General features: G+C 72.7%; 16 protein-coding genes and 1 tRNA gene. 10 read left to right on the forward strand and 7 right to left on the reverse strand.

Annotated elements, in window-relative coordinates:
• Window positions 1-156: 156 nt before the first annotated feature.
• Together WME98_RS32035 and tsaA are read right to left on the reverse strand one after the other, a co-directional pair.
• On the reverse strand, window positions 157-630 hold the full coding sequence (locus WME98_RS32035) for a response regulator (protein ID WP_129573679.1): 474 nt from the start codon (window positions 628-630) through the stop codon (window positions 157-159).
• A 287-nt stretch (window positions 631-917) separates the two neighbouring features.
• Entirely contained in the window at window positions 918-1,340 is a 423-nt protein-coding gene (gene tsaA / locus WME98_RS32040) for a tRNA (N6-threonylcarbamoyladenosine(37)-N6)-methyltransferase TrmO (protein ID WP_437945495.1), read from the reverse strand.
• A gap of 505 nt (window positions 1,341-1,845) precedes the next feature.
• On the opposite strand from tsaA, the gene WME98_RS32045 reads away from it, so the two are divergent.
• From WME98_RS32045 to WME98_RS32070, 6 genes are all read left to right on the forward strand, one after another.
• Window positions 1,846-2,001, forward strand: a complete 156-nt coding sequence (locus WME98_RS32045; protein WP_437945496.1) for a hypothetical protein — start codon at window positions 1,846-1,848, stop codon at window positions 1,999-2,001.
• Window positions 2,002-2,169: 168 nt separating this feature from the next.
• On the forward strand, window positions 2,170-3,213 hold the full coding sequence (trpD, locus tag WME98_RS32050) for an anthranilate phosphoribosyltransferase (protein ID WP_437954043.1): 1,044 nt from the start codon (window positions 2,170-2,172) through the stop codon (window positions 3,211-3,213).
• On the forward strand, window positions 3,206-4,711 hold the full coding sequence (gene trpCF / locus WME98_RS32055; RefSeq protein WP_437945497.1) for a bifunctional indole-3-glycerol-phosphate synthase TrpC/phosphoribosylanthranilate isomerase TrpF: 1,506 nt from the start codon (window positions 3,206-3,208) through the stop codon (window positions 4,709-4,711). The genes trpD and trpCF overlap by 8 nt, the downstream gene beginning before the upstream one ends.
• Before the next feature lie 51 nt (window positions 4,712-4,762).
• Window positions 4,763-5,956 carry a tryptophan synthase subunit beta gene (trpB, locus tag WME98_RS32060; RefSeq protein WP_437318684.1) on the forward strand — a complete coding sequence of 398 codons (1,194 nt, stop codon included), beginning with the start codon at window positions 4,763-4,765 and terminating at the stop codon, window positions 5,954-5,956.
• Window positions 5,953-6,777: a tryptophan synthase subunit alpha gene (trpA, locus tag WME98_RS32065; RefSeq protein WP_061626220.1), complete on the forward strand. Its 825-nt coding sequence runs from the start codon at window positions 5,953-5,955 to the stop codon at window positions 6,775-6,777. The genes trpB and trpA overlap by 4 nt, the downstream gene beginning before the upstream one ends.
• A 158-nt stretch (window positions 6,778-6,935) precedes the next feature.
• On the forward strand, window positions 6,936-7,334 hold the full coding sequence (locus tag WME98_RS32070) for a hypothetical protein (protein WP_437945498.1): 399 nt from the start codon (window positions 6,936-6,938) through the stop codon (window positions 7,332-7,334).
• Window positions 7,335-7,383: 49 nt separating this feature from the next.
• Here the strand turns inward: WME98_RS32070 and WME98_RS32075 are convergent, their stop codons facing one another.
• Window positions 7,384-10,959 (reverse strand): POTRA domain-containing protein, encoded by a 3,576-nt coding sequence (locus WME98_RS32075; RefSeq protein ID WP_437945499.1) that lies wholly within the window; start codon window positions 10,957-10,959, stop codon window positions 7,384-7,386.
• 329 nt (window positions 10,960-11,288) lie between these two features.
• On the opposite strand from WME98_RS32075, the gene WME98_RS32080 reads away from it, so the two are divergent.
• The gene (locus tag WME98_RS32080; protein WP_437945500.1) at window positions 11,289-12,101 is read left to right on the forward strand and encodes a phosphate/phosphite/phosphonate ABC transporter substrate-binding protein; all 813 of its coding nucleotides are present in this window, start codon (window positions 11,289-11,291) and stop codon (window positions 12,099-12,101) included.
• A 17-nt stretch (window positions 12,102-12,118) separates the two neighbouring features.
• On the opposite strand, the gene WME98_RS32085 is transcribed toward WME98_RS32080, so the two are convergent.
• The 4 genes from WME98_RS32085 to WME98_RS32100 form a co-directional block, all read right to left on the reverse strand.
• The gene (locus tag WME98_RS32085) at window positions 12,119-16,537 is read right to left on the reverse strand and encodes a translocation/assembly module TamB domain-containing protein (protein ID WP_437945501.1); all 4,419 of its coding nucleotides are present in this window, start codon (window positions 16,535-16,537) and stop codon (window positions 12,119-12,121) included.
• Between the two features lie 103 nt (window positions 16,538-16,640).
• A complete protein-coding gene (locus WME98_RS32090) occupies window positions 16,641-17,762 on the reverse strand; it encodes an endonuclease/exonuclease/phosphatase family protein (RefSeq protein WP_437945502.1) in 1,122 nt (373 codons plus the stop codon).
• Between the two features lie 136 nt (window positions 17,763-17,898).
• Window positions 17,899-19,572: an energy-dependent translational throttle protein EttA gene (gene ettA, locus WME98_RS32095; protein ID WP_020733565.1), complete on the reverse strand. Its 1,674-nt coding sequence runs from the start codon at window positions 19,570-19,572 to the stop codon at window positions 17,899-17,901.
• 270 nt (window positions 19,573-19,842) lie between these two features.
• Window positions 19,843-21,522, reverse strand: a complete 1,680-nt coding sequence (locus tag WME98_RS32100) for a lipopolysaccharide biosynthesis protein (protein ID WP_437945503.1) — start codon at window positions 21,520-21,522, stop codon at window positions 19,843-19,845.
• Window positions 21,523-21,713: 191 nt separating this feature from the next.
• Here WME98_RS32100 and WME98_RS32105 point away from each other — a divergent pair.
• From WME98_RS32105 to WME98_RS32115, 3 genes are all read left to right on the forward strand, one after another.
• Window positions 21,714-21,789: transfer RNA gene (locus WME98_RS32105), tRNA-Asn, on the forward strand.
• A gap of 273 nt (window positions 21,790-22,062) precedes the next feature.
• Entirely contained in the window at window positions 22,063-23,754 is a 1,692-nt protein-coding gene (locus WME98_RS32110) for a DUF262 domain-containing protein (RefSeq protein ID WP_437945504.1), read from the forward strand.
• A 50-nt stretch (window positions 23,755-23,804) separates the two neighbouring features.
• Window positions 23,805-24,044 carry a hypothetical protein gene (locus WME98_RS32115; protein WP_437945505.1) on the forward strand — a complete coding sequence of 80 codons (240 nt, stop codon included), beginning with the start codon at window positions 23,805-23,807 and terminating at the stop codon, window positions 24,042-24,044.
• Window positions 24,045-24,114 lie beyond the last annotated feature (70 nt).

A 24,114-nucleotide genomic window follows, 5' to 3' on the forward strand; every position in this document is an offset into this window, starting at 1 on the left:
GGAGCTCAACCTGGGTCGGGGAGCTCAACCCCGGTCGGGAGCTCAACCTGGGTCGGGGAGCTCAACCTGGGTCGGGGAGCTCAACCTGGGTCGGGGAGCTCAACCTGGGTCGGGGAGCTCAACCTGGGTCGGGGAGCTCAACCCCGGTCGGGGCGCTCAACCCGGGTCCTCCGGCGCCGGCCGCGCCGCGATCACCCGGCTCATCACCCCTCGCAGCGCGTCGAGGTCGAACGGCTTGTCGAGCACCGCGGCGGCGCCGAGGGAGCGCGCCAGCGCGTGGGTGGAGCTCTCGCCGAAGGCGGTGATCAGGACGATGGGCGGCCGGCGCCGCACCGCGGACAGGCCCGCGAGCACCTCCATGCCCGTGAAGCACGGCATCTGGATGTCGCTGACGATCGCGTCCACGTGCGCAGGCGGCTCCCGGCCAGAGAACCAGGGCAGGAGGTAATCGAGGAGCTCCAGGCCGTTCTTCGCCTCGACGACCTCGAAGCCGTCACACTTCAACGTGGACGCCAGCAGCGCCCGCATCTCGTCGTCATCCTCGGCCACGAGCACCCGGCAGCCCGCGCCGTACCGGTCGGCGGGCGGAGGGGGCGGCGGATCGCCGACCCACGGGTCGATGAGGCTCATGCACAGCTCCTTCCGCCAGCCATCCCGTGCCGACGAGGCCGGCGAGCACACGCGCTTTGCACGTCGTATGCCTCGTGCCGCCAGGGCCCGGGAGCCGGCGCGAGCAGGGGAGTTTTGCCCCACCCGGGGAGGTTCGGGACGCCCTGCGTGGACCGGCCGTCACCGTCGACGCAACGGAGCCGACGGCGCCGATCGATCGCGGGCGCGCGCCGGCAAGCTCGCGGATCTCGACGCTCGCGCCCGGCTGGAGGTCGATCGGGCACGAGGTGCGTTCGACGTGCGGTCCCTCACTTCAGGACCGGCTTGATGTCGACGACCGGCGTTCCGTCGATGGCCTCGAGGGGCCCGACGCGGAGGCGTTCGCCTTCGATGGCGCGCACGACGACGGGGTGGAGGCCGAGCGGATTCGGTCGGTCCGGCGATCGCGTCGCGAAGACGCCCGTGAGCGGGTTGCTCGTGTCAGAGCGCGGGTGGACCTGGAGGACGTCGCGGCGCGCCTCGTGAAGCCACGTGATGAGGAGGATCTCGTCGCCAGCGACGAGGCCTTTCAGCGCCTCCGCCGCCCACGGGTGCACCTCGACCCAGGCGTCGGGCGCGCCCTCCGAGCCCTGCCTGGGCGCCTCGCCGCGGCCCTTGAGCGCGGACCGGATCACGCCGATCGGACGCAGGTGAGCTCCTTCCGACGCCGCCTCCATCGCCACGCTGCTCATGTCCCAGGGAGGGAAGCGAGGCGGCTCGAGGATGTCAACGGAGAAGCGCGTTGCTCCTCCACGGGTCGGGCGGGGCTCATGTCGACGTATGCAACACCTGAATCCGAATCGACCAACCGGGACAGCGTCGACCATCGAGTTGCGTAGTCGCTTTGAGCAGCCTGAGAGTGTTTTGGTCGTCTCGGTTGTCCGCTGGCTCGTGTTCGATTGAGCCCGACGCGCGTTGCGGCCACCGCGGCGCCGTGAAACGTGCGCATCCACCACGTCCCCGACGGGAGCTGTCTCGCGCGCCCGCGCCCGGACCCCACGGACGTCCGTCGCGCCTCTCGGCGTGGCTGGGCGCCGTTGCGCGCGGCTGGGTAACCGCGCGCGGGAACGCGGGAAGGAAGACAGACAGCCCGGCGGGAGACGGGCAGGTCGACAGACAAGACCGGCAGAACCAGCGAAGCGGAAACCGCCGCGAACCCGCTTGACCCCCCGCGTGACCGCAAGCTATGTTCCCCGCATGCCCAGCGCGTTCACCGCGTCCTCCGCTCGCTCCGGCTCCGAGGCCTTCGTCCTCGGCGTCGCGTCGCACGCGGCCGCCCGGGTGAGCTCGCGCGTGGCCGGGCTGCGCTGGTGGCGCTGGTGCTGTACCAAGGCGGGCCCCAGCGACGGGTAACGCGCCCCCCTCCGGGGAGGCCGACCTGAAGTAAAGAAGAAAGAGGGCCCGCCGAACAACGGTGGGCCTTTTCGTTTTTGTCCGCTATGCAGGGCGCCGCGGTCCGACGCTTGAATCCCGAGGAGCAGTGTCTGCCGGAACGACCGTGAACATGAGGAGCGAACCATGATGCATGCAGTGATCGACGCGCTCTGCGCGGGGGTGGACCTCTCCGCCGAGCAGGCGGAGGCGCTGTTTCGCGACGCGTTCGCGGGAGCGCTGAGCGAGATCGAGCTCTCCGCGCTGCTGGTCGCGCTCAAGGCGAAGGGCGAGACACCGGTCGAGGTCGCGGGCGCCGCGCGCGCGCTCCGGGGGGCCGCGGCGCCGTTCGCGCGGCCGGCCTACGCGTACGCCGACTGCTGCGGCACCGGCGGAGATGGGCAGTGCACCGTCAACGTGTCGACCGCCGTGGCGTTCGTGGCCGCCGAAGCGGGGCTGCCGGTGGCCAAGCACGGCAACCGCTCGGTCTCGTCCCAGTGCGGCTCGGCCGATGTCCTCGAGGCGCTCGGCGCCCGGCTCGACCCGGCGGCCGAGGTCTCGCGCCGCGCGCTCGACGAGGTCGGCTTCTGCTTCCTCTTCGCGCCGCAGTACCACGCGGGCATGCGCCACGCGATGCCGGTGCGCCGCGCCCTCAAGGTGCGCACCATCATGAACCTGCTTGGCCCCCTCGTGAACCCGAGCGCGCCGCCGATCCAGGTGATGGGCATCTACGACCCCGCGCTCGTCGGCCACGCCGCCCGCACGCTCGGGATGCTCGGGTGCCAGGCCGCGCTCGTCGTGCACGGCGGAGGCCTCGACGAGATCGCCCTGCACGCGCCGACGCGCGCGGCGCGGCTCCGCGACGGGGTCGTCGAGGAGCTCACGATCGACCCGTCGGACGCCGGCGTCTCGCCCGCGCCGCCCGAGGCGCTCCGGGGTGCCGGCCCGGCCGAGAACGCGGCGTGGCTCCGCGACCTCCTCGCCGGCCGCGGCGAGCGGGCCCACCGCGAGGCCGTCGCCATCAACGCGGGGGCGCTGCTCTGGATCGGCGGGCGCGCCGACAGCCTGCGCGAAGGGACGGCCTCCGCGCTCGAGGCGCTGAGCTCGGGCCGCGCGGCCGAGCGGCTCGCGCGCTTCGTGGCGCTGAGCCGGGAGGCGTCTCAAGAAGCGCGCAAGGAGGCGAATCATGGCTGAGCAAGGCAATGTGCTCGGGCGCATCGTGGAGCGGAAGCGGGCGGACGTGGCAGAGCGCGAGCGGCGCACCCCGCTCGCCAGCCTCAGGGCGAACGCCCCGCCCACCTCGCGGAGCCTCCGGCGCGCGCTCTCCGCGCCGGGCGCGCGGTTCATCCTGGAGTGCAAGAAGGCCTCCCCGTCCGAGGGCGTGATCCGGCCGGACTTCGACCCGCACGCCGTCGCCGCGGCCTACTACGGCGTCGCGGACGCGGTGAGCGTGCTGACCGACGAGCCCTTCTTCCAGGGCAGCTTCGAGATCCTCCAGGCCGTGCGCGCGGTCCTGGACGTCCCGATCCTCTGCAAGGACTTCGTCGTGAGCCCCTACCAGGTGGTCGAGGCGCGGGCGCACGGCGCGGACGCGATCCTGCTCATGATGTCGGTGCTCGACGACGCGACCGCGCTGCTCTGCCTGGGCGCCGCCGAGGCGCTCGGCATGGACTGCCTCGTCGAGGTCCACGACGAGGCGGAGCTCGACCGCGCGCTCGCGCTGCCCGCGCCCGTGATCGGGGTCAACAACCGCGATCTCAAGACGCTCAAGGTCGATCTCGCCGTCTCGGAGCGGCTCGCCCCGCGCGTGCCGCGCGACCGGATCGTCATCGCCGAGTCGGGCGTCGAGTCGCGCGCCCACGTGGAGCGGCTCGCGCCCTCGGTCGATGGATTCCTCGTCGGCACCTCGCTCATGCGCAGCCCCGACATCGCCGACGCCGCGCGCGCGCTGGTGAACGGCCGGGTGAAGGTCTGCGGCCTGACCCGGCCCGGGGACGCGCGCGAGGTGGAGCGGCTCGGGGCCCGCTTCGGCGGCCTCGTCTTCGCCGAGGCCTCGCCGCGGCGGGTGACGCGCGAGCAGGCCGAGATCGCGATCGCCACCGCCGCGGGGCTGCCGTTCGTCGGCGTTTTCCTGAATCAACCCGCGGACTTCGTCGCCGATACGGCGCGCGCGCTCGGGCTCCGCGCCGTGCAGCTGCACGGCGACGAGGACGCCGCGTACGTCGAGGGGCTGCGGCGCGCGCTCCCGGAGGGGTGCGAGGTCTGGAAGTCGGTCCCGATGGCGCCGGCCGGCGCCGCGGGCGCGGCCGGCGGGCCCGGCGCCGCGGGCGAGGGCGCGGCCGGTCAGCCGGGCGCCGCCGGCGCGGGCGCCGAGGTCGAGCGCCGCGCCGATCGGCTCGTCTTCGACACGCGCACGGCCGAGGCGCGCGGGGGCACCGGGCGGACGTTCGCGTGGAGCGCGCTCGAGGGCCACCCGGCGCGGGGCCGGAGCCTGCTCGCGGGCGGGCTCACGCCGGACAACATCGCCGCGGCGCGCCGGGTGGGGACCTGGGCGCTCGACGTGAGCTCGGGCGTCGAGCGCGCGCCCGGCGAGAAGTGCGCCGAGCTGCTCGCGCGGCTGTTCGACGCCGCGCGCGGCCCCTCGCGCCACGACCCTGGCCCCGCGGCCCCGGCGGACCGCGCGTCCCCCTGAACCGCATCTTTTACAACGCACCACGCACCATCGACGATCGAGGCAATCACCATGCAGCAAAGCGGCCGCTTTGGCGCCTTCGGCGGCGCCTATGTCCCGGAGATCCTCGTGCCCGCGCTCGAGCAGCTCGAGCGCGCGTACCTGGAGGCGCGCGGCGATCCGTCGTTCGCGGCGGAGTTCAACGCCTTGCTGACGACCTACGCCGGGCGCCCGACGCCGCTGACGCTGTGCCGCAACCTGACCGGCGACCCGCGGGTGAAGGTGTACCTCAAGCGCGAGGACCTGCTCCACGGCGGCGCGCACAAGACGAACCAGGCGCTCGGCCAGGGGCTGCTCGCGCGGCGCATGGGCAAGCGGCGGCTGATCGCCGAGACCGGGGCCGGCCAGCACGGCGTCGCGACCGCGATGATCGGCGCCCTGCTCGGGATGCCCACGCGCATCTACATGGGCGCGAAGGACGTCGAGCGGCAGCGGCTCAACGTCTTCCGGATGCGCCTCATGGGGGCGGAGGTGGTGCCGGTGAGCTCGGGCACCCAGACGCTGAAGGACGCCCTCAACGAGGCGCTGCGCTACTGGACCGAGAGCTACGAGGACACGCACTACCTGATCGGGACGGTCGCCGGGCCTCACCCGTTCCCCACCATCGTGCGCGACTTCCAGTGGGTGATCGGCCGCGAGGCCCGCGCCCAGATCCTGGAGGTCGAGGGGCGCCTCCCCGACGCGGTGGTCGCGTGCGTGGGCGGCGGCAGCAACGCGATGGGGATCTTCTCGGAGTTCATCCCGGACAAGGGCGTGGCGCTCGTGGGCGTCGAGCCCGCCGGACACGGCCTGTCGACCGACAAGCACGGCGCGACGCTGCTCAAGGGCCGGCCGGGCGTGCTGCACGGGTCGGAGACCTACATCCTCCAGGACGAGCACGGGCAGGTCGCCGAGACGCACTCCGTGTCGGCGGGCCTCGATTATCCCGGCGTCGGGCCGGAGCACGCGCACCTCATGACGTCGGGCCGGGCGACCTACGTCGCGGCGACCGACGACGAGGCGCTCGACGCGTTCCAGCGGCTCGCGCGCAGCGAGGGGATCATCCCGGCGTTCGAGTCGGCGCACGCGATCGCGCACGCGCTGAAGATGGCGGCGGAGGCGGCGCAGGCAGGGCGAGAGGCGGTGCTCGTCGTGAACCTGTCGGGCCGCGGAGACAAGGACATGGAGCAGGCCCAGAAGCTGCTCGATCCCGGGAGGTCGGCATGAGTCGGGTGGCGGTGAAGACGCGCTACGATGGCGCATTCGAGCGGCTGCGGCAGCGGGGCGAGGGGGCGTTCGTCCCCTTCCTGATGCTCGGGGATCCCGACCTCGCCACCAGCGCGCGGCTGCTCCGCGCGGCGGTGGAGGGGGGCGCGGACGCGATCGAGGTCGGGATCCCGTTCTCGGATCCGATCGCGGACGGCCCGACGGTCCAGGCCGCCGCCGTGCGGGCGCTCGCGGCCGGCGTGCGGCCGCCCGACTGCATCGAGCTGCTCTCGCGGTTCCGGGCGGAGGCGCCGGAGGTGCCGGTCGGCATCCTGACGTACGCGAACCTGGTGAAGCACCGCGACCTCAAGGGCTTCTATGCGTCGGTGGCCGCGGCCGGGGTCGACAGCGTGCTCGTCGCCGACGTGCCGGTGAGGGAGTCGGAGCCGTACGTCGCGGCGGCGCGCGCGGCGGGCGTGGCGCCGGTGCTGATCGCGCCGCTCAACGCCTCGGAGTCGACGCTGGAGCTGCTCGCGGAGCGGTGCGCCGCGTACACCTACTGCGTCACGCGCAAGGGCGTGACGGGGGCGGACGAGCAGCTGCGCCTCAGCCATGGGTCGCTCTTCGAGACGCTGCGTCGGTTCGGCGCGCCGCCCGCGATCCTCGGGTTCGGCATCTCGAAGCCCGAGCACGTGCGCGACGCCCTCGCCGCCGGGGCGTTCGGCGTGGTCAGCGGGTCCGCGGTCGTGCAGCGGGTCGCGGCGAACCTCGGCGATCCGGAGGCGGCCGCGCGCGCCGTCGCGAGCTTCGTCCGCGAGATGAAGGCGGGCACGGCGCGCTGACCCTCGGTGGGGTCGAGCCGTGCGGTCGGGTCGAGGCCCGCCGCGCGGCTCGCCGCGCCGCCCGCCCCGCTCCCTGCAGCGGCCGCGCGGTTCGCTGCACGTCGCTTCCGCACCAGGGCGGCCAGCTCCAGGATGGCCGTCGCGCCCAGGAGATCGCCATGCGGCTCACCGCGAACACGACCGCCTTCCTCGCCGCTGCGGCCATCGGCGCCGCCGCGGCGCACCTCGAGGCCACCGTCGCCCTGCTGGCAGCGCCGGACGCGCCGGACGTCGACCGAGCCCCCGCGACCGCGTCCTTTCACCTCACGACCGGCCCCGTGTCGATCGCGCTCCACGCGGCCGCGCTCGGCGGCCACCGCGACGGGTGGCCGCCGGGCACGCCGGCTCGCGCCCACCTGGCCATCGGCGTGGCGATCCCGGCCCTCGGCCTGCGCGCCGTCCACCGCGTGAGCTACGCCGCGCCGGCGCGCAGCGGCGACCGCGCGCCGATCCGCCTCGTCGAGGCGCTCGCCAGCGGGCGCGTCCGCGCGTGGCTCTCGTGGCAGGCGGCGACCTGACCTGGCGGGCGCGCGGCGCCGCGCCGCACGTCGCGCGCGGCGCCGCCTGTCAGAAGAGCCCCACGGAGAAGTGGAGGGCGCCGTCGATCTCGTCGAGCTCTTCGCGCGGGGCCAGATTGAAGCCGTAGTCGAAGGCCAGGGGGCCGATGGGGGTGTTCACCCGCAGGCCGGCGCCGAGCCCGTAGCGGAGCAGCCGCGGGTCGAGGTTCACGTTCTTCGCGCGGATCCAGAGGTTGCCCGCGTCGAGGAAGATCCCGAGCTGGAGCAGATCGGTCAGCGGAATGCGCAGCTCGGCGCGCGGATTCACCATCACCGTTCCGCCGCGGGGGATGTCGTCCGTCGAGACCTGGACGTCATCGTCCTCGGGGTCCTGATTCTTCGACAGCGCGTCTCTCGCCTCCTCCAGCCCGTCCTCGGGGTAGAGCGACTCGGCCAGGTGCGAGCGGAGCGAGTCGACGCCGCCCATGAAGAACAGGCGGTCGGGATACGTGCCGCTGTTGGCCACGAGCGGGTGGATGTAGCCGCCCGACAGGCTCAGCGCGAGGACGGGCCCCCGACGCGCGAGCGGGATGTAGCCCGACACGCGGCCCGTGAACCGCAGGAAGTGGCTCTCGGGGAAGTCCGACTGGGACTCGCCCGAGGCGAACACGTCGAACGCGTCGACGTGCTCGACCCCGCCGGAGAGCAGGAATCCCCGGGTCGCGGCGAAGGGGGTGTCGCGGGTGTCCCAGGACGCGTCGAGCCGCTGCGCCAGGGCGATCGTGCGGCCCTCGGGCATGCGCAGCTGATTGAGGATGTCCCGCTTCTCGGTGCCGACGGCGCCCTGGAAGAAGCCGACGTCGTTCAGCTCGGTCGAGACGGCGAGCTGCGTCGTCACGGCGCGCCGCGGGCGGTAGGTGAGCGCGGGGATGAGCGCCTGCTTCGTGAAGCCGAAGTCGAGCTGGTTGTCGCGCACGTCGATGCCCGACAGGGACAGGCTGACGAGCGGGCCGAGGCCGATGTCCGGGAGCGTGACCGCGATCGTGTTGCGGCGCTCCAGCTGATCGTCGTCGTCGAGCTCGTGGTAGTGGCGGCGCGCCGCCGGGTCCACGACCATGAACTCGAACAGGTAGCTGAGCTGGACGCGCATCGTGAGGCCGATGGCGAGGCCTCCGATGTTGCGGTGTCCGTACTCGAAGGCGAAGCGCACGCCCTCGCCGGTCGAGAACCCGATCTGCGGGTTCAGGTATTGCGGCAGCTGCTCGACCACGTGGATGACGACCCGCTTGTTCTTCTGCGGGACCTCCGGGTCCTCCAGCGAGATGGACACGCTGGAGAAGGGGCCGAGCGTGGCGATGCGCTCCTCGCTCAGGCGGGCCTGCGACTGCCGGAACGGCGCGCCCTCGCGGAGCAGCACGCGGCGGAGGATCAGCTGCTCGTCGGTCCGGACGGCGCCCTTGACGACGATGCCGGTGACCATCACCCGATCCCGCTCCGACACGATGAACCGCGCGCGGGCGCGCGTGCGGTCGGGCGAGGGCTCGATGGCCGTGCGGACCTCGGCGAACGCGTACCCGAGGTCGCGGTAGGCATCGAGGATGCGCAGCCGCGCGGCGTCGAGGTCGAGCGTCGAGAGCGGCCGGCCGACCTTCAGGTCGGCGACGTCGCTGAGCCAGCGCTCGCTGAACGGCCGCTCCTCGGCGCAGAAATTCCGATCCCGCTCGCTCAGGCCGGGCTGGCCGCAGAAGCCCTTGTTCCCCTCGAAGGCGAGATCGTAGAGCCGCGTCTGCGGACCGGGGTGGACCGGGATGCGGAGGGTCACCTCGGGGGCGCACGCGATGTGCCGCGCCGGGTCGGGCCGGCAGGTGAGGGCGGCGGGGACGGGCGGCTCGGGGAGGGGGAGGCCCAGCGCGTCGGTGCGGCACTGGGCCGTGACGCGCTCGGCGACCGGCTCGGGGATGCAGGCGCCCGGCGGGGAGCGACGCGAGCAGGTGGCGCGGAGCACCGAGACCGGACCGACGACGGCGTTCAGGTAGCCCTTGCTGAAGTAGAGGTCGCGCAGGTGCTTGAGGGCGCGCTCGTAGGTCTCCTGCGCGTACGTCATCGCCGGGATGAGCTCGACCGGCTTGGCCCGGCCGCCGGCGCCGCGGGTCGGGCCGAACAGGTCCGAGATGCCGCGCGGGTCGGGCATCGAGAAGGCGTCGGCGCCGGGCAGGTCCTCCTCGAGGAAGCTCTCGATCTCGCGGCCGAGGTCGTCCGGACTGAGGTCGCCGGTGAGGCAGGGGAAGACGCGCTTCGTGACGCGCACCTGCTCGTGCTCTCGGATGGTGAAGGTCAGGTAGCGGACCGGATCGTCCGGCTTGCCGCCGAGCGACGGGGTGACCTTGGCGTCGAGGAAGCCGCGGGCGACGTAGAACGCGGTGAGCCGGTCGGCGAGATCGTCCGGCTTCGTCTCGGTGGTCTCGCCGAGGCCGAGCGCGTCCTCGAGGGCGTCGTTATCGAAGGCGCGGTTGCCGTCGAAGGCGGGGACGATGCGCGCGCCCGGGTTGAGGTAGACGTAGAGGTAGTTGTTCGGGCCGACCGCGAGGACGCGGTGGGAGACCTCGGCGTCGTGAAAGCCGCTCCGGCGGAGGAGCTCGGTCATCTCGCGGTCGGCCTCGGCGAGGGCGGGCTCGTCGACGCGGGCGCCGACGCCGAGGCCGTAGCGCTCCTTGAGCGAGCCGAGCTCCCGGTGCGCGCGCGGGTCGGCGACGAAGACGCGCTGGGAGACGACGCGCGGGGCGCCGGCCTCGATGTCGAGGGCGAGGAGGATCTGCGACCGATCGTCGGTGTCGACCGCGCGGACCGTGACCCTGGCGGCGGGGTAGCCGTGCTCCGCGTAGAACGCGCGGACGCGGGGGCCGATCTCGGCGAGCGCCGAGGCGGTGATCTCGCCGTTCTCGGCGATGCCGGCGGCCTCGAGGGTGTTCTGCCGATCGAGCGCGCCGCCGGCGATCTGGATGGTGGCGATGAGCCGGCGCGGAACGACGAGGATCCGGAGCGCGGCGCCGTCCGGCAGGAGGTAGGCCTCGGCCGACGCGCGGGCGAAGTTGCCGGAGGCGAGCAGCTCGCGCATGGCGCGGCGCGCGGCGTCGGGGCTGAGCGGCTCACCGAGCTCGACGCTGGTGACCGGCGAGACGATCACCCAGCGGTCGCCCAGCGCGGCGACGTCGATGCGGACGATCGGCTTGCCGACGAGCTCTCCGAGGGCGAGCGGCTGCTGGAGCGACGGCACGTCGGTGGCGTCGGTGCGGGCGTTGCCCGGGGGCCCGGCGCGCTCCGCGGGGCTGGGCTGACCCGGGTTGAGCTGACCCGGGTTGGGGTTCGGCTGGGCCGGGTCGACCTGACCCGGGTTGAGCTGACCGGGGTTGAGGTTCGGCTGGGCCGGGCTGACCTGACCGGGGTTGGGGTTGCTGACCCGACCCGGGTTGGGGTTGGGGTTGGCCCGACCCGGGTTGACCGGAACCTGGTTCGAGCCGCCGGCGTCCTCGTCGTCCACCTGGGCCACGCGCACGGGCGCCTGCTCGGCGCGCGCGGGGACGGCGATCACACCGAGCGGCAAAAGGCCGAACGCCAGGGGAATGAGGACGGAGCGAAAGCGAGCCATCAGGCGCGGAGCGCCGGGGCACGAAAACGAAATGAACCGGCGCCGGCGTGCACGAGGAGCGCAGCGTAGCCCGGTTGGGCCGCGTTTTGGCAAGAGGCCGCCCGCGCGTCGACGTCGCCGGCGCGCCCCGCCCCGGCGACGTCGACGCGCGCCCGTCCCCCTCCGCCGCTCGCCGCGCCCCGTTCGCGCCCCAACACGGGACGCGCGAGCTCCAGCGCCCCGCAGGCCCAGGCCCCACCCGATCCACGCCTCGAGGCGCCGATGTGCCAGACGCGGGGCTCTCGGCGGGCGGACCTCGTGCTAGCGTCGCCGCCCGTGCGAGGCACCGGATGAAGGACCTGGCGATGCTTGTCGGCGCCGTGGCGCACGACCTCAAGGTGGTGACGCTGTGGGAGAGCCTGCGCGAGCACTTCCGCGAACATGGAATCCTGATTGATTTCGCGCTCTTCTCTACCTACGAGCGCCAGGTAGAGTCGCTGATCCGCGGGCACATCGACGTCGCCTGGAACAGCGCCATGTCGCACGTGCGGGTCAAGCGGCAGACCGAGGGCCGCTCCCGCTCGCTCGCCATGCGCGAGGTCGACCGCGACTTCCACAGCAAGCTCCTCGTCCGCCGCGACGCCGCGGTCGGCGCGCTCAGCGACCTCGAGGGCAAGGTGCTCGCGGTGGGGAGCGCCGACTCCGCGCACGCGCGCATCCTGCCGCTCCACTTCCTCCGGCAGGCGGGGGTGGCCGTCGACAAGATCCAGCTCATGCCGTTCGAGGTGGACCTCGGCAAGCACGGGGACACCGCGACGAGCGAGGTCCAGGCGCTCGCGGCGCTGCACGAGGGCAAGGCGCAGGCGGCCGCGGTCGGCGACGCGGTGTGGCTGGCCGAGCAGGCGAACGGCCACATCGACCTCCGCCGGGTCGACGTCCTCTGGACGACGCCGGCCTACGACTTCGCCATGTTCGACGCGCTGCCGGCGCTGCCCGAGGCGAAGGCCGAGGCGTTCCAGCGCGCGTTGCTCGCCATGACCTGGAAGAACCCGAAGCACCGGCGCATCTTCGAGCTCATGGGCCACAAGCAGTGGGTGTCCGGCCGCGACGACCGGTACGGCGCGCTCGACGCGGCCACCGCGGCGCTCGCCGCGGCCACCTGACGGCCGCCGCCCGGGCGTCACTCGAACTCGAGCCGCCACCGGAGGTCGGCGCCCAGGTTGCCGACCGGCGAGCTCGAGGCGTCGTTCGCGTTGTCGTACGACCCCTGCACGCTCATGCGATCGCTGAGCTTCACCTCGACGCCCGCGCGCACCTGGCTGCCCTGCGAGAGCCCCGTCGTGACGTTGGCCCGCACCGCGTCCGTGATGCGCTTGCCCAGGGTCACCGTCGGCTCCGGCGCGCCGTTCTTCGACGAGTAACCCGTGCCGAACCGGAACTCGTCGATGATGGGGACGATGGTCTTCACCGCCTTGTCCGCGCCGGTCAGCGACGAGAGCGCCTCGAGGCCCACCGTCTCGCCGAGCGACGACACGACCCCCTGGTTGAGCTCGGCGCGCGTCATCCCGAGCGTCAGGAGCAGGACGATGTCCTCCTGGCTGAGCGGCGGATCGCTCGTCAGGTTGAGCTGCAGGTTGTCGGCGTCGCCCTGCGCGTGCAGCTTGATGCGCCAGTGCCCGCTGGCGTTCGCGCCGGCGCCGATGCTCGCGGCCGCCGGCGCCTCCGCGCCGGCGGCCGGATCCGCCGCGGCGCTGCTCATCGCCGTGTAGCGGCGGTACTCGCTCTCGGCGCGCACGTCGACCTTCGGGGCGATGCGGAACGGGTCGTCGAAGCGGACGTAGCCCTCCCGCACGTTGAACTCGGTGCTCCGCAGCATGAGCTTCGAATCGGGCAGGATGCGCAGCGACCCGCGCGCGCCGAAGCGCTGGTTCGTGCCCGAGAGCTCGAGCCCCGTGGGCGAGACCTCGAGCCGCATGTCCGCGAGATCGTTCGAGAAGTGGAGCGGGTTCGGCGAGAGCACGACCACGTTGAACCGGACCGCGTCGGCGGCGGGGTCGTAGGTCTGCACCGTCGTCCGCTGGCGGCCCGTGAGGTCGCCGAGGTCCATGCTCATCAGGATCGGGCGCGTGTAGTTGAACGACGTGAGCGTGATCCTGCCCTCGACGTGCGGGAGGTTCTTCTCGCCCGACCCGTCGTCCTCGACGCCGGGCTGGAAGCGCGCCGTGAGGTTCGCGTTCGCGGTGAGGTTCACCCCGTCCGCGACCGGCAGCTTCACGCCGGTCGCCACGATCGAGGCCGTCGCCATGCCGAGGTTCAGGCCCCGCACCGGCATGTTCCCGACCGCGCTCACCGTGCCCGTGCCGACCCGCGCGGTCGCCCGCGTGAGCCGCACCAGGTCGTCGTCGATCGCGATCTCCACGTCGATGTCGTCGAGCGACACCGGCAGCCCCACGACGTCGAGCTCCCCCTCCTTGAGCGTCGCCGAGCCCGCGTAGCGCAGCCCCTGGAGGGGACCCGTGATCCGGACGTCGGCCTGCACCGTCCCCCGCGCGTGCCGGATCTGCGGGATGTCGGCGCTGAGCCTCGCCAGCTTCGTCGGGCTGACCCGGATCCCGACGTCGAGGTCCGGCGCGGTGAACACCCGCTTCACCTCCCCGGACGCGGTGAACGCGGCCGACAGGCGCGAGGCCGTGTGCGCCTCCATGTGGAGCTCCGGCACCGTGAGCGCGTTGCCCGCGAGGCGGATCGGCCCGCTCGGGGCCGTGAGGTGGACCCCCTGGCCCTCCCGCTCGAGCTTCAGCGCGCCCACGGTCAGCGTGAGCGCCGCCTGCTTCGGATCCGCGAGCGGGAGCCGCTCGATGTCGAGCGACGCCGTCAGCGTCCCCTTCGGCGTCGCCGCCGAGAACGCCACGCCCGGGATCAGGTTCGCGAGGGTGCCGAGGTCGAGCGCGTCCATGCGCACCCTGCCGTCGACGATCTTGCGCTGCTGGCGCGTGACGCGGACCCCCTCCAGCGCGACCTGCCCGCCGAAGAGCGAGCCGTTCGCGACGAAGGAGCCGTCGGGCAGGTCGCGGTCGAACTCCGCCGGGTCGAACGGCGCGCCGATCGGGTTGCCGCAGATCGGCGTCCTGCCGAGGACCTTGGGCGGCTTGTCCTGGGGCACGATCGTGAGCTCGACGCGCGACGGGGGCAGGCTCGCGTGCGAGCGCCGGATGCCGATGCGCGAGACGTGGACGTCCGCGAAGCCGGCCATCCTGCTCACGGTGCCGCCCAGGCTCGCCACGAGCGACACCGAGCCGTCGAACAGCGAGCCCGCCGGCCCGAGCGCGTCGATGCGCGTGAGCGGGAGGCCGCTCGCGATGACGCTCCCCTTCAGCGCGCCGCCGTGCGCGATGGACACGCTCGCCAGCACCGAGCCCGTGCCCTTGCGCAGCGACGCCGAGCGGACGTCGAGCCGCATCCCGTCGCCGCCGGCGGCCTGATCGTCCCAGATCAGGTTGACGTCGACCTCGCCCTCGTCGAAGCGCTCCTCGAGGAGCTCGATGCCGCTGAGGCGCATCCCGGCGCTCACGGCGAGGTAGCCGCCGCCGCAGCGGTCCTCGGGGCCGCCGAGCGCGAAGTGGGCCCGCGCCGTCCCGCTCGCGGTCGCCTTGTAGGCGACGTACCGCGGATCCTTCTCGAGGCGGAGGATCTCGAGCAGGTCGCGCGCGGCGAGGTGCGGCGCCTCGCGCGTGTCCACGGCCGCGTCCACGACCACGACCCCCGACGAGCTGTCGAGCGGGCGGCCCTTCGGCAGGTTGCCCGCCGGGTCGAAGTCGACCTTGAGCGAGGGGACCCGCATGCGGCTCGCCCCGTGCCGCACCCGCGCGTTCTCGAGCGTCAGGGCGAGCGGCTCGAACGCGACCGGCGACGGCTCGAGGTCGCCGATGGGGAACCCGGCGAACACGAACTTCTCGATGCCGACCTCGCCCTTGAGCTTCGGGTGCGCGTAGGAGCCGTGCATCGAGGCGCTCATCGACGCGACGCCGGCGAGCTCGAGGTCGGCGAGCGGCGAGACCTCGGCGAGATCCACGCGCGAGCCCGGGTGGACCTCGACCCCGAGCTGGTCGTTGAAGCCGAGCGAGACGGTGGTCCGGAGGTGCGAGCTCGGCGTGTCGATCGAGAAGCCGGAGAGCACGACGGCGTTCGGCCGCACCTGGAACGAGCCGCGGACCGAGCCCTCCTTCACGCCCATCAGGCGCTGGCGGGCCGGGTCCTTGGTCGGGCGATCGAAGATGTCGAAGCCGCGCGTCTGCACGGCGAGCGGGCCCTCGAGGGAGAGCGGGACCAGCGTGCCGCCGAAGCGGTCGAACCGGCCCTCGCGCAGCGTCCAGGCGACGTGCGCCTGCGGGTGCACGCCGAGGTCGCGCAGGAGGCCGGGCAGCTCGATGTTGGCGAGGTCGATCGGCCCCGCGTGGAGCGGCACGCCCTTCTCGAACGGCTTGACCTCGGCGCTGGAGATCTTCAGCGTGCCGTCGGCCCAGGCGATGTCGGCGTCGGAGAGCTGCACGGCGTCGGGGGTCGTCGAGAGCTTGCCCGACAGGCGCGTCACGAAGACCCTGCCGTCGAGGCCCGGCTGGTCGAGCGCGAGCGTCCCCTTCACGCGCGGCAGCGCGAGGCCGAGCGGCGCGGCCGCCGCGTCGTACTCGGCGTCCACGTCGATCGCGACCGAGCCCGACGCGGGCGGCAGGTTGACGAAGCGGTGCACGATCGGCACCGGCAGGCGCGCCCGCACGCGGCCCTCGATGCGGTGGGGCATGCCCCCGCCGAGGCCGACGACGCGGAGGGCGCCGAGCTCGAGCTCCACCCGCCGCCAGTCGCCGCCCTGGAGCCCGCACGGCGGCGCGGTGCCGGGATCCGGATCGAAGTCGGCGGCGCCCTCCAGGATGAGCCGGCGGACGAGCGCGCGGTCCGGCTCGACGCTGATGCGCGTGTCGAAGCGGCAGATCACGTCCTCGTCGACGCTGTCCTCCTCGGCCTCGCGGCCGGGCGCGGGGTGCGTGTGCACCACCGAGGCGAAGCCGGAGCGCATCGCGATCTCGAACACGTTCGACGGCTCGGCGGAGACGTCGACGTCGACCTCGCGGGCCTGGACGCGGACGTTGTCGATCGTCAGGTCGACCCGCGCGTCGGTGATGGCGACCGACGAGAGCGGCGCGCGGTCGAGCCCGCCGCCGCCGCTGCTCTTGCCGGTGTCGGGGAGCTTGAAGTTGCGGAGCTCCCCGTCCTTCACGACGGCGCGGACGCGCGGCCCGATGATCTCGACGTCGCCCGCGTCGATGCGCCCCGCGAGCAGCGAGAACAGGCGCGGGCGGATCGCCACGCGCTCCAGCTCGAGGAACGGCGCGCCGCCGTCCGAGGAGTCGACGACGAGGCGGTTCAGGCCGACCATCAGCGGCCAGGCCTGGACGCGCACGTCGTAGCGGGCCGTGATGCCGAGCTTGTTCTCCAGCAGCGCGGCCGTCTCGAAGGCCGCCCAGGCCCGCACCGTCTCGGTCCGCACGAGGAAGCCGACCGCGAGCGGGATCGCCCCGATCACCGCGAATACGACGCACAGCACGCGCACGGCGAGGCGCCCCCAGTCCCTGCGGGCTCTCGGCGGGGAGCCTTTTCTCCTCGTGCCGTGCATCGGGGCGCAGCTTAGCTGATGCGCGGTCGAACGCTTACGTGGGCGGGGTGATCCTGTATCCGGAAAAGATTGGCGCGTGGTCGCTCGCGTCCTCGATCGACGGCCCGTGGGGGATCCGGATCGAGCGCGGGTCGAGCATCCGCCAGAGCAGCGGGTTGACCATCTGGTGGTCGATGAGCTCTAGCTGTCCGCGGAAGTCATACGTCCACTGGTCCGCGGGCGGCGCCGCGGCCGCGGCGTCCTCGAACGCGCCCGGGCCGGCGCCGGCGACGGCCTGGACCGGGGGGGAGCCGGGCACGTCGTTGAAGTCGCCGAGGACGGCGATCACGGCGGTGGGGTGCTCCGCGGCGAGCGCGTCGGCGATGGCGCGGGTGCGCTGCGCCTCGGCGAGGCGCCGGTCGGGGTCGTCGGGCGCCGCCTTGGCCTTGAAGTGGACCCCCAGCAGGATGACCTTGCGGCCGCCCCGGGAGAGGTGGAGCTCGAGGCAGTCGCGGGTGAACGTGTAGACGGGCCCCGATGTTCCGCGCAGCGTGAAGCGGTCGTCCCGGTGCGACACGATCTTGTCGAAGGGGATCTTCGACAGCGCGCCGACGTCGATCCCGCGCGGATCGTACGCCTCGACGAGCGCGGCGTGGGGGTACGCCCCGCCGAGCTCGATGCGGTTCAGGTCTTTGAGGACGCTGAGGTGCTCGACCTCCTGGAGCACCGCCACGTCGGGATCGAGCTCCTCGAGCACCGCCGCGATCGCCTCGCGCTTCTCGCGGTACTCCGCGGGGCTGAGCACGATCTCGGCGTCGCCCTCGGTGTCGTCCTTGTCGTTGAAGAAATCCTTGGTGTTCCACGTGACGATCGAGAGCGGCGCGTCCGGCGGCGGGTCGACCGGCCCGGCGCTGCCGCCCGCTCCGCCGGCGCCGTGGCCGCCGGCGCCCCCGGCGCCGCCCTCGGCCTGGCCGCCCGCGCCCTCGGCTCGGCCGCCCGAGCCGCCGGCGCCGTGGCCGTCCGAGCCACCGACGCCCGCGCTGCCGGCGCCGCCCGCGCCGCCCTCCGCCGCGGCACCGCCGCCGCCCGCGTGCGACGGGGACGCCACGAACGGCGAGCGGGTCTCGGCGGCGTCCCGGCAGCCGGCCACGGCCGTCGTCGCGACCGCGGCGGCCACGCCGAGCCATGCGCACCACGCGCCAAGGGGGCTCCGGACCATGGGGGGAAAGAGCTAGTGCGGGCGCCCGCGTCACGCCAGCTCGGAACCGTGCTCCGGGGCTGGTGCGCCGCGGGCGGCCGTGCGCTGCGCCACGTCAGCTCGCGGTGAGCTTGCGGTAGCGGATCTTGCGGGGCTCGGCGGCGTCGGCGCCGAGGCGGCGCTTCAGGTCGGCCTCGTAGTCGGCGTAGTTGCCCTCGAACCAGACGACCTTGCTGTCGCCCTCGAAGGCGAGGATGTGGGTCGCGATCCGGTCGAGGAACCAGCGATCGTGGCTGATGACCACGGCGCAGCCGGCGAAGTTGAGCAGCGCCTCCTCGAGCGAGCGGAGCGTGTCGACGTCGAGGTCGTTCGTGGGCTCGTCGAGCAGGAGGACGTTGCCGCCGCGGCGGAGGAGCTTGGCGAGGTGGAGGCGGTTGCGCTCGCCGCCGGACAGGTCGCGGACCTTCTTCTGCTGGTCGCTGCCGGCGAAGTTGAAGCTCGCGACGTAGGCGCGCGAGTTGACCTCGCGCTTGCCGACGAGCAGGCGGTCCTCGCCGCCGGAGATCTCCTGCCAGACGCTGTTGGTCGGGTTGAGGGCGTCGCGCGACTGGTCGACGTACGCGAGCTCCACGGTCTCGCCGATCCGGAGCGCGCCGCCGTCGGGCTGCTCCTGGCCCATGATCATGCGGAAGAGGGTGGTCTTGCCGGCGCCGTTCGGGCCGATGACGCCGACGATGCCGCCGCGCGGGAGCGAGAAGGTGAGGTCGTCGATGAGGACGCGATCGCCGAAGCCCTTGCGGAGGTGGTCGGCCTCGACGACTACGTTCCCGAGGCGCTTGCCGGCGGGGATGGCGATCTCGTTCTCCTCGACCTTCTTCGACTTGTCCTCGGCGAGGAGCGACTCGTAGGCGGCGAGGCGGGCCTTGCTCTTGGCCTGGCGGGCGCGCGGGGCCATGCGCACCCACTCGAGCTCGCGCTCGAGGGTGCGCTTGCGCGCGCTCTCCTGCTTCTGCTCGAGCTCGAGGCGCTTCTTCTTCTGCTCGAGCCAGCCGGTGTAGTTGCCCTCGTACGGGATGCCGGCGCCGCGGTCGAGCTCGAGGATCCAGCCCGCCACGTTGTCGAGGAAGTACCGGTCGTGGGTGACGGCGACGACGGTGCCGGGGTACTCGTGGAGGAAGCGCTCGAGCCAGGCGACGCTCTCGGCGTCGAGGTGGTTGGTCGGCTCGTCGAGGAGCAGGATGTCCGGCTTCTCGAGGAGGAGCCTGCAGAGGGCGACGCGCCGGCGCTCGCCGCCGGAGAGCTTCGTGACGTCGGCGTCGGGCGGGGGCAGCCGGAGGGCGTCCATGGCGCGCTCGACGACGCGGTCGATCTCCCAGCCGTTGGCGGCCTCGATCTTGTCCTGGAGGGCGGCGTACTCCTCGAGGAGCGCCTCCATGTCGGGGGGCGACTCGCCGAGCTTGGCGCCGATTTCCTCGAAGCGCTGGACGAGGGAGCGGACGTCGTGGACGGCCATCTCGACGTGCTCTTGCACGGTCTTGCCGGCCTCGAGCTGGGGCTCCTGGGGGAGGTAGCCGATGCGGATGCCGTCGGCGGGCTTGGCCTCGCCGAGGTACTCCTTGTCGACGCCCGCCATGATGCGGAGCAGGGTGCTCTTGCCGGCGCCGTTCGCGCCGAGGACGCCGATCTTCGCGCCCGGGTAGAAGGAGAGCCACAGGCCCTTGAGCACCTCCTTGTTCGGGGGGTGCACCTTCCGGACATCCTGCATCGTGAAGATGAATTGAGGCGCCACGGTATCTCCTGCGTGTGCGAGCCCGGCGGGCAGAGGGGAGCGGGGATGGGCGGGCGCTGGGTCGACCGCGCGTCGACCGAGCGGGCTCCGGCCGCGTTCGGGATCGGGGAGACCCGCGTATGCGAGATTGCCGGCTGTCGGTCAAGAGGCGTCGAGGGCGGGCGGCGGGGGCGGCGCTGGCGGGGCGGTGGGGAGGCGCTGGCGGGGCGGTGGGGAGGCGCTGGCGGGGCGGTGGGGAGGCGCGGGCGGGGCGGAGATCGCCGGGTCGGCTCACACCGGGCGGCCTCTGCGGCCGAACGCTTGCCGCAGGACGGCGAGGTCGTCCCGGCCGACCTCGCGCGTGGCGACGAGGAGGGCGACGTAGACGAGCGCGACGGCGATCGCCTCGCCGAGCACGGCGATCTTGCCGAGCCACGGCAGCCGCGCGCCGACGGCGATCGCGGCGGCGAGCGCGACGCCCACGCGGAGCGCCGTCGCCGCGGGGACGAAGCCGCCGGCGGCGCGGTGGAGCAGGGCGCCGGCGACGACCGCGGCGGTGGCGAGGGCGACCGAGGTGGCGGTCGCGGAGCTCACGAGCATGTCGGGGCCGAAGGCGGCGCGGGGCACGGCGACGGAGCAGCCGACGGCGACGAGGAGGACCGTGGCGGCGGTGAGCGCGGCGGCGACGCGCTCGCGGTGGAGGCTTGTGAGCGCGGCCGAGGCGACGCCGAGGATGGCGAAGGCGCCCATGCCGAGGGAGAGGACGCGGAGCGTGTCGCCGCCGCGGCTCCAGATCTCGACGGGGAAGGCGAAGCGCAGCACGTGGGGCGCGAGGCCCGAGATGGGGGCGACGAGGAGGCCGGTGAGCAGGAACGAGAGGCGGACGCCGGTCATGGCGTAGCGGCGGACCGCGGCGCGATCGTTCTCGGCGTGGGCGCGGGCGAGCATGGGGAAGAGGATGAAGGTGACGGAGAGGAGCAGCTGGTAGGGGAGGAACGCGAACAGCTGCGCGCCGCGGTAGACGCCGATGAGGTCGTCGGCGGCCCTGGCGCCGAGGGCGAGGTGGTTCGTGGCCTGGCCGAGGAAGCGGCGCAGGAGGAAGAAGTCGGTCTGGAGCAGGAAGTTGAGGAAGGTCTGCGAGACGGCGAGCGGCAGGAGGAAGACGAGGTGCTCGCGGATCGAGGGGCCGGCGTTGCCTGCGCGGCCGAAGCCGGTCTTGAGGGCCGCGAGGGGGACGATGATGGCGGCGGCGGCGACGAAGCCGGCGATGGCGCCGAGGACGCCGCTGTGGCCGGCGCGGAGGAAGAGGAGGGCGCCGGCGGCGACGCTGGCGGTGCGGAGGGCGCCGTAGCCGATGTCGAAGCCGGCCTGGGTGAGGAACCGCCGCTGGCCGTTGAGGGCGCCGACGAGCGGGGCGTAGAGGCCGTAGAGGAGGACGATGGCGGCGGCGAGGCGGAGCGGGCCGGCGACGTGCGGGGCCTCGGAGAAGTCGGCGATGGAGCCGGCGAGGAGCGCGAAGGCCGAGGAGACGGCGATGGCGAGGACGGCGTGGAGGGCGAGGGTGCGGCGGAAGGCCTCGGCGGCGTCGCGGTCGGCGACGCTGGAGACGGCGCGGGAGACGCCCTGGATGCCGGTGGCGACGATGACGTTGTTGACGACGCCGACGCCGGCGAAGACGACGGAGACGGCGCCGTAGCCGTCGGTGCCGAGCAGGCGGGGGAGGATGAGCTGCTGGACGAAGCCGAAGACGATGAAGGAGACCTTGGCGCCGGCGATGGCGAGGCCGCCGCGGCCGGCGGAGCGGGCGGTGGAGGGGGAGGGAGATGGAGAGGCGGGGGAGGGGCGTGCAGCGACAGCGGGGGCCGAGGGAGGCGCAGCAGGGCCCGGGGCGGCCTGCGCGGGGTCCGGGGGGGCCTGCGAGGCGGCGGGGGCTTCGGGCGGCGGCGGGAGGGGCTCGGCGGCGCGCGGCACGGCGCGGTTGTCGCAGAAGCACGCCAGGCGGGCAATCTCGCGAGAGCGGGCGAGGGGGCGCCGCGGGCAGGTCGGTAGGGGCGGGGGAGGGAGCGGGCGAGCTCACCTACCCGTCACCAAAGTGAAGCGCCGTGCGGATTCGCTTGACGGGAAGGGCTGGCCGACTATTCTCGCGCCCGTCTCCGACGCATTCCAGCTTAGCTCAGTCGGTAGAGCAGGCGGCTGTTAACCGCCGGGTCGCTGGTTCGAGTCCAGCAGCTGGAGCCATTCCTTCCTCCTCGCGAGCTTCGCGAGAGGCGTCAGCAAACAGCGGCCCCGGGAGCGATCCTCGGGGCCGTTGCCGTTTCTCCAGCTCGTTTCCGCGACCTTGCGGGCGTGTCAGGAGCGCGCGACGAGGGCGTTTGTGCTCTCTGTTCTGGCCAGCGGGATAGAGAGAGGCCGAGAGCGTTCAGCAGCGGAGGGCCTTCGCGCGAGACGGAGCCGCCGATGCTTAACTGGCCAGCGGCTCAGGAGTAGGATGCCGGCGGGAGATCCGTCGACATGAAGGCATCTGAGCGAACCCTGCAGCAGCTGCTCCACTCGTCCGACCAGTACGTGATCCCCGTCTTTCAGCGGTACTACACGTGGGGCACGTCGAACTGGGAGCAGCTCCTCGAGGACGTCGCCGAGCTCCTCGAAGCGGGCGCCGACGAGCGCCGCCACTTCATGGGCTCCATCGTCACGGTGCCGGACGGACATCAGCCCGGAGCGGTGCCTGCGTACCAGGTAATCGACGGACAGCAGCGCCTCACGACGCTGTCGATCCTCCTCTGTGTCGTCCGCGACGTGGCCGCGTCGCACGGGTGGAACGAACTCGCCGCCGAGGTCGAGGAGAACTACCTCGTCCACCGCTTCAAAAAAGGACGCGAGCGCTACAAGGTCTTCCCGCGCTTGCGAGATCGGGGTGGGTACCTCGCGCTCGTCGACCGCACTGATGCAGCCGCCGGTGGGCAGATCGAAGCCGCCCACCGCCACTTCGTAAAGCGAGTCGAGCAGCAGGCAACGTCGGAGCCTGAGCTGCGTCGGTTCTTCACGGCGCTTGTGACGAGGTTGGACTTCGTTGCAATCACCCTTGGGGCCGAGAACCCATACAAGATCTTCCGTTCGCTGAACTCCACAGGTGTGGACCTCACCGAGGCCGACCTGATCCGCAACCACGTCTTCATGTCGTTGTCGATCGACGATCAGGATGGATTCGACGACACGTTGTGGCGTGACCTCGAGTCCCGCTTCATGCGCGACGGCAAGTTGTCTGGGCGCGATTTCGAGGCGTTCCTTCGAGACGCGCTCATGCGCGACGGCACCTACGTCGGCCGGGACGGGACCTTCGAAGCGTTCGAGCGCCGGTTCCCGCATGGCAGGTTCGATCCCCGAGCCGTCGTCGGCGACTTGGTCAAGCTCTCGAAGCTGTACGACGTCGTTCGCGGGACCACCGCCCACGCCGACGCCGAGGTCGAAGGCGCGCTGCGTGCAATCAGGGAGCTCAACGTGACGACCGCCTACCCGCTCGTCACCGCACTGCTGGAGCGATCAAGCAAGAGCGAGCTGCCTCGCGCCGATCTCCTCGTCATCCTTCGGGCCATCGCAAGCTTCGTGTTGCGTCGCTTCGTATGCGGGCTCAGCTCGCGTGGGTACAGCACGTGGTTCGTTGCGGCGTGCCGCGAGCTGGCCGATCCCGCCCGGACAGTGCTCTCGTTCTTGCGCGCGAAGGGATGGCCCTCGGACGACGAGTTCCGGGCGAAGTTCGTGCGGTTCAACCTCTACCGGAGCAAGTACGACCGCGCGGTGCTCGCCGCTCTCGAGTTGGCCATCCAGGCGAAGAGCGAGCCGGTGCTGCTGGACGGCTGCTCCATCGAGCACGTCATGCCGCAGACCATCGATGATGCCGAGGACGATGGTCGCGCGTGGATCGCCGCTCTCGGTGAGCCGTGGCGCCCGGTGCACGCCGAGTGGCTGCACACACCGGGCAACCTCACGCTCGTCGGCGCCGATTACAACCGCGAGATGTCGAGCCGCCCGTTCGAGATCAAGAAGCCGGTACTCGGCCAGAGCAAGGTCTACCTGAACCAGTACTTCAAGGCAGAAGTCTTGAAGATATGGTCGAAGGACCAGATCGAAGCTCGCGCTAAGCTCCTCGCCGACCTCGCGATCAAAGTGTGGCCCGCGCCGACGAACCGGCAGAAGGACCAGTAGAAACGGAGACGCCAACGCCGCTGGCAGTGCGGGCCACGACCAAACCGGTCGTGCCGTCAACCATCGAGGAGCTGACGAGGCGACGGGACGCCGCCAAGGAGGAGCTCGAGCAGGCGGACGCGGCGCTCCAGGCAGCCATTGAGGTCGGGAAGGCCCAGAAAGACGAAGCCAAGCGCACCCAGCGGGAGGCGCTGCAGCAGGAGCCCGCTGCCGCGCAGGCCAAGCGCGAGGCGCAGGACAAGAAGATCGCCGAACTCCAGGCGAAGCTCGGTAAGCCGCCCGTCACCTGACACCGACGAGCGCGGGCCGCCCCGTCATGGTGCCCGCGCCTTGCGCTCCGCTCTTGCGTTCGCTCGCGTG

This window comes from Sorangium sp. So ce296, from assembly GCF_051529605.1.
Classification (GTDB): Bacteria; Myxococcota_A; Polyangia; order Polyangiales; family Polyangiaceae; genus Sorangium; species Sorangium cellulosum_D.